This is a genomic window from Microbacterium sp. RU1D (assembly GCF_900156435.1).
In the GTDB taxonomy this organism is placed as follows: domain Bacteria; phylum Actinomycetota; class Actinomycetes; order Actinomycetales; family Microbacteriaceae; genus Microbacterium.
In genome coordinates, this window is sequence record NZ_FTPQ01000001.1 from 855,748 (window position 1) to 868,452 (window position 12,705).

At 71.0% G+C, this 12,705-nt stretch carries 9 protein-coding genes; all 9 read left to right on the forward strand.

Annotated features, from left to right (window positions below; all coding sequences use genetic code 11):
- Positions 1-55: 55 nt before the first annotated feature.
- A complete protein-coding gene (locus tag B0B15_RS03875) occupies positions 56-1,318 on the forward strand; it encodes an ABC transporter substrate-binding protein (protein WP_076673431.1) in 1,263 nt (420 codons plus the stop codon).
- Between the two features lie 67 nt (positions 1,319-1,385).
- Positions 1,386-2,651 carry an ABC transporter substrate-binding protein gene (locus B0B15_RS03880; RefSeq protein ID WP_076673433.1) on the forward strand — a complete coding sequence of 422 codons (1,266 nt, stop codon included), beginning with the start codon at positions 1,386-1,388 and terminating at the stop codon, positions 2,649-2,651.
- A 136-nt stretch (positions 2,652-2,787) separates the two neighbouring features.
- Positions 2,788-4,857: a DUF6259 domain-containing protein gene (locus B0B15_RS03885; protein ID WP_076673435.1), complete on the forward strand. Its 2,070-nt coding sequence runs from the start codon at positions 2,788-2,790 to the stop codon at positions 4,855-4,857.
- Positions 4,854-5,843 (forward strand): carbohydrate ABC transporter permease, encoded by a 990-nt coding sequence (locus B0B15_RS03890; RefSeq protein WP_083708852.1) that lies wholly within the window; start codon positions 4,854-4,856, stop codon positions 5,841-5,843. Before B0B15_RS03885 ends, B0B15_RS03890 begins: the two co-directional genes overlap by 4 nt.
- Positions 5,840-6,700, forward strand: coding sequence for a carbohydrate ABC transporter permease (locus tag B0B15_RS03895; RefSeq protein WP_076673436.1), 861 nt, complete (start codon positions 5,840-5,842; stop codon positions 6,698-6,700). Before B0B15_RS03890 ends, B0B15_RS03895 begins: the two co-directional genes overlap by 4 nt.
- Before the next feature lie 4 nt (positions 6,701-6,704).
- Entirely contained in the window at positions 6,705-9,509 is a 2,805-nt protein-coding gene (locus B0B15_RS03900; protein WP_076673438.1) for a glycoside hydrolase family 2 protein, read from the forward strand.
- Complete coding sequence (locus B0B15_RS03905; RefSeq protein ID WP_076673439.1) at positions 9,506-10,216, forward strand: Type 1 glutamine amidotransferase-like domain-containing protein; 711 nt, start codon at positions 9,506-9,508, stop codon at positions 10,214-10,216. Before B0B15_RS03900 ends, B0B15_RS03905 begins: the two co-directional genes overlap by 4 nt.
- 100 nt (positions 10,217-10,316) lie before the next feature.
- Entirely contained in the window at positions 10,317-10,889 is a 573-nt protein-coding gene (locus B0B15_RS03910) for a DNA-3-methyladenine glycosylase I (RefSeq protein ID WP_076675140.1), read from the forward strand.
- 230 nt (positions 10,890-11,119) lie between these two features.
- Entirely contained in the window at positions 11,120-12,679 is a 1,560-nt protein-coding gene (locus B0B15_RS03915) for a DEAD/DEAH box helicase (protein ID WP_076673441.1), read from the forward strand.
- Positions 12,680-12,705: the final 26 nt, after the last annotated feature.

The window sequence follows — 12,705 nt, forward strand, 5'->3', positions numbered from 1 at the left end:
CGTACTCCGGCCGCACAGCAGCGACCGGCGATCAATGGAGACGAGGGGACGGGCCATGACGAAGTGGCTGAAGCACACGGCGATCGCTGCCGTAGCACTGACGGCGGTGGGCGCGCTCAGCGGGTGCGCGGGAGGCTCGAGCAGCGGCCCGACCGAGCTCAGCTTCATGATGTGGGGCGACGGCGGTGACACCCAGACCGCGTATGAGGACGTCATCTCGAAGTTCGAGGAAGCCAACCCCGACATCACGGTCAACGCCGAGTTCTTCAACACGAACGACTACGACAACATCCTCAAGACCCGCCTGTCGGGTGGTGCGGGCCCCGACGTCTACGGCTTCGACCTCGGCAACATCGAGACCTTCGTCGCCGACGGTTTCGCCGCCGACCTCTCCGACGGCGGAGAGAGCTACCTGTCGAAGCTCACTCCCGAAGCCGCCACCGACAGCCAGCGCTCCGGCGGCACCTACAATCTGCCGATCTCGCTGTCGGGCAACGGCATCATCTACAACAAGGCCCTGTTCGACAAGGCCGGCATCAGCGAGCCGCCCACGACGTACAAGGAGCTGCTGGCCGACAGCCAGAAGCTCTCGGATGCCGGTGTCATCCCCTTCGCGATGAGCGCGCAGGACAACTGGTGGCCGCAGTTCATCGTCTACTACGCCCTCGCCGAGCACGGCGCGAACGAGGAGCTGGGTGAGCAGATGGCGGCGGGCGAGACGACGTTCTCCGAGAGCGACGCCTGGGCCGAGTCCCTCGACGTGGTGCGCGACCTGACGCCCTACTACATGCCCAACCCGGTCGGCACGAGCCAGACCGCGGCGCAGTCGGCCTTCCTCGGGGGCGAGGCGGCGATGTTCCCCGCCACGTGGATCCTCTCCGACGCCCGTGACGCGGGCCTCGACCTCGGGTACATGAACTTCCCCACGGTCGACCAGCCCTCCGACGACCTGTGGGGCACCTACCAGGTGCGCTTCGGCGTCAACCCCAACAACGGTGACGCGAAGCTCGCCGCGTCGCACAAGTTCCTCGACTTCTTCCTGCAGGACGACACCTACGGGGAGTTCCTGTCGAAGGTGAAGCTCTTCCCCACGACGACCGGCGTGGAGATCGGCGCCGACGTCGACCCGCTGTTCCCCGAGATGCAGACGGCGTGGGAGGGCAAGACCTTCGTCGCGGCCTTCTCACCGACCGACCCCAGCATCCAGGACGCGCTGCTGGTGGGTCTGCAGAACATCATCGCCGGGCAGAAGACGACCGAGCAGGTGCTCGGCGACCTCGACCTCGCCCTCGAGCAGTACCGCGCCAACAACGGCTGACCCCCTCCCTCGAGCGCCCCGTCCCGCCTTCGCGGGGCGGGGCGCTTCCGTCGAAAGGACCACTCCCATGCCCCGCCCCTCCGTCCGCACCGCCGTCGCCGCGGCCGCCCTGACGGCCCTCGCCCTGTCCTCCCTGACCGGGTGCGCCGGGGGCTCGTCGGACACGACCAGCCTGAGCTTCCTCATGTGGGGCGACGGCGGCGACACGCAGAAGGCCTACGAGCAGGTCATCGCCGCCTTCGAAGCCGAGAACCCCGGCATCACCGTGAATGCGGAGTTCGTCAACACCAACGACTACGACAGCGTGTTGAAGACGCGCCTGTCGGGCGGGGCGGGTCCCGACGTGTACGGCTTCGACCCGAAGAACCTCGGCGACTTCGTCCGCGACGGCTTCGCCGCCGACCTCTCGGATGCCGCCTTCTTCGGTCGCCTCGACGAGGCCGCCGCGCAAGAGGCCCGCCGCGGTGCCGACGGCGACGCCGCCTATTCGGTGCCGGTCTCGCAGTCGGGCAACGGCATCATCTACAACGCCGCCCTCTTCGAGCAGGCGGGCATCACGGAGGTTCCGCAGACCTACACGGAGCTGAAAGCGGCGGCCGAGGCGCTCTCCGCGGCCGGCATCACGCCCTTCGCCATGAGTGCGCAGGACAGCTGGTGGCCGCAGTTCATCGCCTATTACGCGATGGCGCAGCACGTCTTCCCCGATGACCCCGACGCGATCGAGGAGCTCCTCGAGGGAGAGCGCACCTTCGCCGACATCCGCGGATACGCCGACGCGCTCGAGGTCGTGCAGGATCTCGTGCCCTTCTACATGGCCGACCCGCTGGGCACGAACCAGTCGGCGGCGAAGTCGGCCTTCCTCACGGGCCAGGCGGCGATGTTCCCGGCGACGTGGATCCTCTCCGACGCCCGGGCCGCGGGCGTGGAGCCCGGCTACATGAACTTCCCCACGATGGATGCCGATGTGGCCGACATGTGGGGCAGCTACCTCGTCGCGTGGGGGGTGAACCCGGGGAACGACCGGGTCGACGCCGCCGAGGACTTCATCGACTTCTTCTTCCAGGACGAGGTGTACACCGAGTTCCTGACCGCGGTGAAAGCGTTCCCCACGACGGCTGGCATCGACGTGTCGGCGAACGACCCGCTCTTCCCCGACATGGTCGCGGCGTGGGAGGGCCGCACGTTCCGTCCGGTCGTCATCCCGGCGCACCCGCGGTTGCAGGAGACGCTGCTGGTGGGCATGCAGAACCTCATCGCCGGCCGCACCGACGTCGACGCCGTGATCGTCGAGCTCGACGCGGCGCTCGTGGAGATCCGCGCGAACGCGGACTGACGCGCCGGTCGGTGGAGGCCCACCGGGGTAGCGCAGCTACGCGATCAGCCCCTGCGGCGAAGATATCTCCGTTATCGAGGGTGCAGCGCGGGCCTTCCGTGTAGTATGGCTACACAACGAGAACGAGGATGTGCTTGTGACCTCCCTGCTGACGATCACCGACGATCGCCTCACCGCGTCGTTCGACGCCGAGACGGGCGGACTGGTCGCGCTCGACGGCCCCGCCACCGGGCTCGCGCCCCTCAGCGCCGGGCGTCCGTCTCTGTTCGTGCTGGAGATCCCCCGCGGCGGGGATCGCACGGTGACGGTGGAGACGGCGCCCCAGGCGCTCACCTCGGTCGGCCGCGACGGCGACGCCGCGTTGACCCTCACCTGGCGCGATCCGCTCACCTCCGCCGGCGAGCGGCTCTCCGGGGAGATCGTCGTCGCGGCCCGTGTGCGGGAGGGTGCGCTGCGGCTGACCCTCTCGTCCCACCTCGACGACGGTGGCGTCGAGGCCGTGCGATTCCCCTCCCTCGGCGGCATCCGTCCGCTCGATGGCGCGCTCGAGCTGCGCGGCGTCGACTACTCGACGGGCACGCGCGTGTCGCTGCTGCCGGTGTTCGACTCGAACGCGCCGTACTGGGGCACGCTGTACCCCGATTACGCCAGCGGCAATCTGCGTCCCGAGCTGGTGGGCGCCCCCACCTCGCCGTTCGTGGTGCTGGCCGGGGAGGCGGGCGGTCTGACCGTGCTGCCGTCGGCGCGCACCCTCGACTTCATCGGCTGGCGGGCGAGCCTCGTCCCGGGCTTCGCCGACAGCCTGCGCCGCACGGCGGGCGACGACGCGGCGATCACGCTCGACGCCATCCATTTCCCGACCGGTGACGGCCGCGCGCTGAGCCTGCCCGAGATGACCGTCGCCCCGTTCGCGGGGCGGTGGGAGAACAGCCTCGACGCCTACCGCCCCACGCAGGACCCCACGCGGCGCTCGCGCGCGGCGTGGCTCGACGAACCCCGGTCGTGGTTGCAGGTGCAGCTGATGTCGACCGAGGGGGAGCCGCGCTACGACTTCGACGCCCTCGTCGACATCATCGAGGAGTGCGCGCGCGAGGGCATCGGCGCGATCCAGATCGTCGGGTGGAACGAGGGCGGGCAGGACGGCCTGGTGCCGCAGCACCGGCCGTCCGGGAAGCTCGGAGGTGAAGCGGGCCTGCGACGCGCTCTCGCCCGTGCGCGCGAGCTCGACGTCGCCACCGTCCTGTACGTGAAGTACGTGTGGGTCGAGAAGCCCGGTCCCCTGTGGGACGAGCTCGAGCCGTTCGCGGCTCGGGACGTCAACGGGCAGCCGTACGCCCAGCCCGGGCCGGTCTATCACTCCTCGCGCAAGCGGTACGGCATCGCGACCCCCTGGTACGTACCCCTGTGCTTCGGTGTCGAGGGGCTGCGCCGACGCTTCGCCGACGAGGTCGTGCAGATGGCGGAATGGGGAGCCGACGGCATCCTGGCCGACGAGTCGCTGTACCACGGGCGCGCATTGCTGTGCTTCGCCGACGATCACGGGCACGAGGTCGGGCAGAGCGCCTTCACCTGGGACGCCGCGTTCGTCGACGACATCCGCGCAGCCCTGGGCGAGCGGGGCGAGAGCTTCGTGATCGCCGCCGAGGGGGCGTACGACGACCAGTTCGCGCACTACGACGTGTCGTACTTCCGCAGCGCGTCCCCGACGCACCGTCCGCTCGGGCGGACCCTGCGTCCGGACGCACGTATCGTCACCGCTCTCACCGGCTTCGACGACCGCGCGATGATCGCGCAGTGCCTGCTGTACGGCTACGCCCTCAGCCTCGAGCCCTTCAACTTCAAGGGCCGCCCGGGTGACATGCCCGCGACGGTCGACCTGGCTCGCCGGGCCGAGCAGTTGCGCGACCGGCATCGCGACGCCCTGTGGAACGGCCGCCTCGTCACGGATCACGACATCCGCGCCCTGGGCGACGACGGCGGAGAGCACGACCTGCTGTCCGTGTGGGAGGCGTCCGACGGACGCCGCCTCGTCGTCGTGGCCTCGTACGACGACGCCCCCCTGACCCTGCACCTGCGCGGGATCGGCGATGCCGACACCGACGACATCGACGGACGCACCGCCCGCCTCTCCGGCGGCCGCGTCGAGGTTCCTGCGCGCAGCGCCGTGGTCGTCATCCCCCTCTCCGACCCGATTGGAACGCCATGAGCAGCACACGCGTCGAGGACCCCCGGGTCCTCGCCCTGGACGACCCCACCGCGACACAGGCGGTGACCACGCGCTCGATGAAGACGCGCCTGTGGACGGGCCGCAGTTCGGCGGGCAAGTTCTGGATCGCCGTCGCCCCGGCGCTCGTGCTCTATGTCGTGTTCACCGTCTACCCGATGGGCCAGGTGATCGTCGCGAGCTTCACCGACGCGCGCGGCTTCAATCGGGCGTGGGAATTCGTGGGCGCCGACAACTTCGTGCGCATCTTCTCGGGAGATCCGGTGCTCATGGAGGCGATCGGCAACACCGCGATCTACGGCTTCTTCAAGATCGTCGTCCAGACGATCCTGGCCTTCCTCATCGCCGTGCTGCTGCACCGCCAGCTGCGGCTCGGCAACATCTACCGTGCGATCTTCTTCGCCCCCATGGTCATCTCGCCCGTCGCGATCGTGTTCACGTGGAGCTTCATGTACGACCCCACCTCGGGCACCTTCAACACGCTGTTGCGCAGCATCGGGCTGGGGGGCCTCGCTCAGGACTGGCTCGGCAACTACGACCTGGCGCTGTACAGCGTCATCCTCGTCGACCTCTGGAGCGGGCTCGGCTTCAACGTGGTCATCTTCCTCGCGGGTCTGTCGACGATCCCCGGCGAGATCCTCGAGGCGGCCAAGGTCGACGGCGCGCGCGGCTGGAAGGCCATGCGCTTCATCACCATTCCGCTGATGATCCCCTCGATCGGCCTGGTGCTCGTGCTGTCGATCAACGGCGCGCTGCGCGCCTTCGACACCGTCTACCTGATGACCAGAGGCGGACCGGGTAATTCGACGCAGCTGTTCATGACGCAGGTGTTCCAGGAGGGCCTGGTCAACAACAACTTCGGTTACGCCTCGGCGATGGCCGTGCTCGTGCTGATCGTGCTGATCGCGATCGCCGCCGTGCAGAACAGACTCAACAACCGCGTCGCCGCCGAGGAGGGCAACCGATGAGCACGCAAGCGAACACCCGCGTCGACACGCGGTCCCTGCTCCGCACGGCCCGCCGCATCCCGATCAACCTGCTGCTCATCGCGCTCAGCATCGCGATGATCTACCCGATCGTGATCATCGTCATCACGGCGTTCAAGCCCAACCTCGAGGTGCTGACGAACCCGACCGGACTGCCGCAGGCACCCACCTTCGACAACTTCGTCACCTCGTGGCAGGATGCCGGCTTCGCGAACCTCTTCTTCAACTCGGTGCTGCTGACCGTCGTCAGCATGACCGTCGCCACCTTCGTCGCGGCCCTGGCCTCGTACGCGATCGTGCGTCAGGCCACGCGCATCGGGTCGGGGGTCTACCTGCTGCTGGCCGCCGGCATCTTCCTGCCGATGCAGCTCGCGCTGGTGCCGCAGTTCCGCGTCGTGCGCGACCTGGGCCTCATCAACAACTACGCGGGCGTCATCCTCCTCTACATCGCGGGAGCCCTGCCCTTCGGCGTCTTCCTGATGGCGGCGTTCATGCGCCAGGTCCCGAAAGAGATCGTCGAGGCCGCGGTCATCGACGGCGCCGGCTACTTCACCCTGTTCCGTCGCATCTTCCTGCCGCTCGCGCGTCCCGCGATCGCGACCTTCTGGGTCCTCCAGGGCGTGGGCGTGTGGAACGACTACCTCGTGCCGCAGCTGCTGCTGACCGATCCGTCCAAGCGCACGCTGACCACGGGCGTGCTCTACTTCAAGGCGCAGTACCTCGCCGACTGGGGCAACATCATGGCCGCCGTGCTCATCATGAGCCTGCCGATCCTGCTGCTGTTCGTCTTCGCCCAGCGCTTCTTCGTCAGCGGCCTGTACGCCGGGGCGGTGAAGTGAGCGCATGAGGTCGCTCGACGAGCGCGAGCGGGCGCGGTCGCTGGCGTCGCCGCTGTACGGCGACCGCGCCACGCGCGACCACGCGACGCTGCCCGTGCGCGAGGTGGCCCCGGAGCTCCTGCCCGTCGCTGGGCCGGGTGGCCCCGGGATGGATGCCGTGCCCCCGGCGTCCGAGGCGACGGCGGCCGGCGCAGCGGACCCCGGCCCGCCGCCCGCGCGCGCGGTGATCCCGCTCGACGGCGACTGGCTGCTCGCGGGAGCACCTCCCGCGCGGGAGTTCGCGATCGAGCGGTGGTTCGGACGGCGGGACGGGCCGCAGCCGGTCGGCTGGCACCGCCCCGACACCGACCGGTCGGGCTGGGTCCGCGCCACCGTGCCCGGCACCGTCCAGAGCGCGCTCACGGCTGCGGGCGAGATCCCCGACCCTCTGCTGCATGACCACACGCACGCCGAGCTCGTGGCGCACGGCGAGCCGCGGGAGTGGCCGTGGCACTTCCGCCGCACCCGCGTCGAACAGCAGCAGTGGTGGTACGCGCGTCGGTTCGACGTTCCGAGCGCCTGGCTGCAGCGGCGGGTGCGCCTGTCGTTCGACGGCGTGGATGACGCGGCATCCTTCTGGCTCAACGGCGAGCCCGTGGCCCGCCACACGGGCATGTACGGCGGACCCGACATCGACGTGACGGGTCTGCTGCGCGGCGACGGGACCGACGAGGTCGTGGTGCGCCTCGATCCGCCTCCGCTCGACTGGCACGGGGTGCTCGCCCCCTCGCCCGGGTGGGGATGGCACTACGGGCACCTCATCTCGAGGGGCATCTGGCGCGGGGTGAGCCTCGAACTCGTGCCCGACCACGAGCTCGACGACCTGTTCGTCTCGACCGTCTCGATCTCCGACGCCGGCGCGCGTCTGCGCGTGCAGTGGGACCTCGTCTCGCACATCGGCCCGGGTGCGGTGCCGGCGCGCGTGCGGGTGACCGACCCCGACGGTGCCGTGGTCGTCGACGCGGGCGTGCGGATCGAGGCCGTCGACGGCGTCTCCCGCCACGCGATCGAGATCGACGTGCCGCGGGCCCGCCTGTGGTGGCCCCTCGGCTACGGCGAGCAGCCGCTGTACCGCGTCGAGGCGTGGGTCGACGGCTCCGGCCGCGACGCCCTGATGGGCGTCCGCACGGTCGAGATGCGCGCGCTTCCCGCGGTCTCGGGCGACGACGTGTACGACTGGCGTTTCGTCGTGAACGGTCGCGCTCTTTTCCTCAAGGGCGCCAACTGGTGCTTCACCGATCCCATGGCGCGCCGCGGGTTCGACATCGACCGGCACATCCTCGACCTGTGCGCGCGTGCGAACCTGCAGATGCTCCGCGCCTGGGGTGGGGGCACGGTGGAGAGCGACGCGTTCTACGACGAGTGCGACCGCCTCGGCATCCTCGTGCTGCAGGAGTTCCCCCTGAGCTTCGGATTGGATGCCACGGGCGCGACCCTCGCGACCGTCGACGAGCAGGCCTCGCGCATCGTCCGCCGGTTGCGCTCGCACGCCTCCCTGGTGATGTGGGGCGGCGGCAACGAGAACCCCGAGACCATCTCGGGCGACGACCTGCTCACGGTGATCGGCACGCGCGTGCGGCAGCTCGACCCCACGCGCGCGTTCCACCGCACCGACCCCTGGGGCGGCTCCGAGCACTTCTACGGGGTCTACCACGAGGGCATGCCGGTCGAGGCCTACGTCGACCACGTGCCCGCGGTGTTCGGCGAGTACGGCCTGTCGAGCCAGTGCGATCTCGACAGCATGCACCGCTTCCTCGATCCGGCGCTGCTGGCCGAGTGGCCTCCGCCCGCGCACGGCGCCATCGTGCAGCACCAGGCGCAGTTCTCGCTGTTCGACCTGTTCAAGCAGGCGCGCTACGCGCACTACGGTCCGCTCACCGACTGGGAGTGGTTCGTGGAGTACTCGCAGCTGGCCCAGGGCGATGCCCTTCGTTTCGCCTCGGAGCGCCTGCGCGCCCACGCGGGGGAGCGCACGGCGGCGTACTGGTTCTACAAGGTGGGCGAACTGTTCCCCGGCTCGTCGTGGGCGATCGTCGACTACTACGGCCGCGCGAAGCTGTCGTACTACCGCGCGCGGCAGTTCGGCGCCGCGCGCTCCGCCTTCGCCGTGTACGACCGCACGGTGCTGGCCGCGGGGGAGGTGTTCCGGGCCGCCGTGCATGCGGTCGCCGACACCCCCGACGCCCTGATCGGCGCCCGGGTCACGGCGCGGTTGTACGACGCGCGGTTCCGCGTCATCGCCGAGCGGTCGGCATCCCTCGATCTGCCGCCCGACGAGCCCGTGCGCGCGTTCGAGCTCTCCGCCGTCGTCCCGGCGGCCGATCTGCAGCCGCTCGTGCTGATGGTGCGTCTCGACGACGGCGCCGGCGAGCGGGTGTCGTCGGCCTGGTACGCCCTCAACGCGCAGCCGAAGAGCGCCGAGGTCGCCGCCCTCGAGGCACTGCCGCTCGACGATCTGGTCGATCGCCCCATCGCCGAGCTCCTGGCGCCGTACGCCACGGGCCCCGCCCCGCTGCGGGAGCAGCCGCGGACCCGCCTCGACGCCCGGTGGGACGCCGACGTGGTGCGCGTGCGCAACGTCGGCGAGGCGCCGGCGCCGATCGTGATCATCGACGGCTTCCCGACCGCCCCCGGTGCGTGGCTCGACGACAACGCCTTCGGGCTCGAACCCGGCGAGGAACGCGCGATCTCCTTCGCTCTCGCCGGCGCGGAGTGGGTGGATGCGCGCGTGCGGGCTTGGAACGCGGATGCCGTGGCGGTGCGCCCGTGAGCGTCCCGCGCATCCTTGCGACGTGCGGCGGCTGGGCCGACGCCCCGGGGGCGGACGTGGCATTCGGTCCGCTGCTGCGCTTCGCGCTCGAGCTCACCGGCGCCGAGGGACGCCCGCGCATCGTGTTCGTCGGCACCGCCGGCGGCGACCAGCGCATCGACGAGGGACGCGAGCTGGCCGCGGCCATGGCGGCCGGAGTGGATGCCGTGCACCTGCGCCTGTTCGGACGCACGGCCGTCGATCTCGACGAGGTCCTCGGCGACGCCGACCTCGTGTGGGTCGGCGGCGGCAGCGTCGTGAACCTGCTGCCGGTGTGGCGGGCGCACGGGCTCGATGCGGCGCTTCGTCGCGCCGGAGAGGGTGGCACGCTGCTCGCCGGGACCTCGGCGGGAGCCTTGTGCTGGCACGAGGGCGGCCCCACGTCCGGCTTCGGCGAGATCCGCACGATCACCGACGGCCTGGGCTTCATCCCCGGCTCGCTGGGCGTGCACTACGACTCGCAGCCCGGGCGCCGCCCGGCACTGCATCGGGCGATCGCCACCGGCACGCTCCCCGGCGGGTTCGGCCTCGACGAGGGCGCCGCGGTGCTCTACGAGGGCACGCGTGCGGTGGATGTCGTCAGCGAGCTGCCCACCGGGCGCGTGCACCGCGTCGACCGCCACGGCGACGGCGTCGTCGAGGAAGCGCTGCCGACGCGGTTGCTGTGACCCGGTGCGCGTGCTCACCCCAACGGCCGCGGCGTGCGGGGAACGCGACGCCGCCCCCGGCGCGTCGGCCGACGTCGGAGCCCGCCCCTACCCTGAGGGGATGAGCGACGTCCTCACCGGAACCGACGGCGTGACCCGTTGCGCATGGGCCGGTGCCGACGCCGAGTACCAGCGCTATCACGACGAGGAGTGGGGCACCGAGCTGCGCGGCGACCGCCCGCTCTTCGAGAAGATGAGCCTCGAGGGCTTCCAGGCGGGCCTCGCCTGGATCACGATCCTGCGCAAGCGTCCTCGCTTCCGCGAGGTCTTCCACGGCTTCGAGCCGAGCGTCGTGGCGCAGTTCGGCTCCGACGACGTCGAGCGGTTGCTCCAGGATGCCGGCATCATCCGCCATCGCGGCAAGATCGAGGCCGTCATCGCCAACGCCCGTCTCGTGGCGGCGATGACCGCGGGGGAGCTCGACGCCCTGCTCTGGTCGTTCGCGCCGGCCTCACACACGCCTCCGGAGACGTTCGCCGAGGTCCCCGCGGTGACGCCCGCGTCGGAGGCGATGAGCAAGGAACTCCGTCGCCGCGGTTTCCGCTTCGTCGGACCGACCACGATGTACGCCCTGATGCAGTCCTCGGGCATGGTCGACGACCACGTCGCGGGGTGCTGGCGCGCGGCGACGTAGCCCCGCGCGTGTTCCGCCCGATCCGCCGCGGCGCGGCGACCGCCGGCTCACCCGGTAGACTGGTGGACGGAGCTCTCGCTCCTCGCGTCGTCGAACGCACCGGCCCCTTCTTCTCGGGCCTTTGACCTTCACGGCGAACGGATGCGCCACCCGGCGCCTTCGCCCATTTCCGCCGCAGCATCGCGGCATCCCGAACCGCCGCGTGCTTTCGCGCCGCGGCAGGAGTATTCATGACGTCTCAGACTTTCACCGACCTCGGCGTGCCCACGCCGCTGGTCGACGTTCTCGCCGCTCAGGGCAAGAACGAGCCCTTCCCCATCCAGGCAGACACCCTGCCCGACACGCTCGCCGGTCGCGACGTGCTGGGTCGCGGCAAGACCGGCTCGGGCAAGACCCTGGCCTTCTCGCTGCCGCTCGTCGCGCGCCTGGCCGCGAAGACCGACCGCCGTCGCGGCCGCAAGCCCCGCGCCCTCGTGCTGGCGCCCACGCGCGAGCTGGCGAACCAGATCGACGAGGTCATCAAGCCCCTCGCCGCCGCCTACGGCCTGGTCACCACCACCGTCTACGGCGGAGTGAACCAGAAGCGCCAGGTCGACGCGCTCGCCGCGGGCGTCGACATCCTCGTCGCGTGCCCCGGCCGCCTCGAAGACCTCATCGGTCAGGGCTTTGCGAACCTCGGCGACGTCGAGATCACGGTGCTCGACGAGGCCGACCACATGGCCGACCTCGGCTTCCTGCCCGGTGTCACGCGCCTGCTGTCGCGTACGCCCGCCGACGGCCAGCGCCTGCTCTTCTCGGCGACGCTCGACAACGGCGTGGACAAGCTCGTGAAGCGCTTCCTCCGCAACGAGGTCCTGCACTCGGTCGACGAGGCGCACTCGCACGTCGCCGCGATGACCCACCACGTCTTCGCCCCCGCCGACGCCGACGCGAAGAAGGAGCTCGTGCAGACGCTCGCCTCGGGCACGGCGCGCCGCATCCTCTTCATGCGCACCAAGCACCAGGCCAAGAAGCTGGCCAAGGCACTGACTGCCGCCGGCATCCCGTCCGTCGACCTGCACGGCAACCTCTCGCAGCCGCAGCGCGACCGCAACCTCGCCGCCTTCGGCGACGGGCGCGCCAAGGTGCTCGTGGCCACCGACGTCGCCGCCCGCGGCGTCCACGTCGACGGCGTCGAGCTGGTCGTGCACGTCGACCCGCCCGTCGAGCACAAGGCGTACCTGCACCGCTCCGGCCGCACGGCCCGCGCGGGCACCGCCGGCGACGTGGTGACGATCATGCTGCCCGAGCAGCGTCGCGACACCCTCGACATCCTGCGCAAGGCCAAGATCTCCGCCACCCCGCAGCCCGTCACCCCGACCTCCCCCGAGGTCGTGGCGCTCGTCGGCGAGGTCGCGCCCTACGTCAAGCCCGAGCCCGTCGTGGCGCAGCCGCAGGGCGGGGGGCGCTCGCAGGGCGCCAACGCCCAGCGCAAGCGCGCCGCCCGCACGCCGGGTCAGGATGCCGCAGCCCCGGCCGCCGGCGGCGGTCGCCGTCGTCGCGGACGCGGTGGAAGTGGCGGTGGTCAGGGCGCCGAGGCTCCCGCCGCTTCCGCTCACGCGCCGCAGGGCGGCCGTGGCCAGGGCCAGCGCGCAGGTGCCGGACGCGGACAGTCGAGCGGGGGCGCACAGCGCGCCGGCGCCGGCGCCGCCCGTCCGCAGGGCGCGGGCCGATCGGCGTCCGGCGCTCCCACGACCGGCATGGTCGTCGGCGCCCGCTCCCCGCGCACGAACCGTCGCGCCCAGGGCTGAGCCCCTCTCCGGAGCCCCCGCAGATC

Excerpts from the sequence above, each read along its gene's own strand:
- B0B15_RS03915 (WP_076673441.1), top strand. The coding sequence starts at position 11,120 with ATGACGTCTCAGACTTTCACCGACCTCGGCGTGCCCACGCCGCTGGTC.
- B0B15_RS03875 (WP_076673431.1), top strand. The coding sequence starts at position 56 with ATGACGAAGTGGCTGAAGCACACGGCGATCGCTGCCGTAGCACTGACG.
- B0B15_RS03910 (WP_076675140.1), top strand. The coding sequence starts at position 10,317 with ATGAGCGACGTCCTCACCGGAACCGACGGCGTGACCCGTTGCGCATGG.
- B0B15_RS03890 (WP_083708852.1), top strand. The coding sequence starts at position 4,854 with ATGAGCAGCACACGCGTCGAGGACCCCCGGGTCCTCGCCCTGGACGAC.
- B0B15_RS03895 (WP_076673436.1), top strand. The coding sequence starts at position 5,840 with ATGAGCACGCAAGCGAACACCCGCGTCGACACGCGGTCCCTGCTCCGC.
- B0B15_RS03880 (WP_076673433.1), top strand. The coding sequence starts at position 1,386 with ATGCCCCGCCCCTCCGTCCGCACCGCCGTCGCCGCGGCCGCCCTGACG.
- B0B15_RS03900 (WP_076673438.1), top strand. The coding sequence starts at position 6,705 with ATGAGGTCGCTCGACGAGCGCGAGCGGGCGCGGTCGCTGGCGTCGCCG.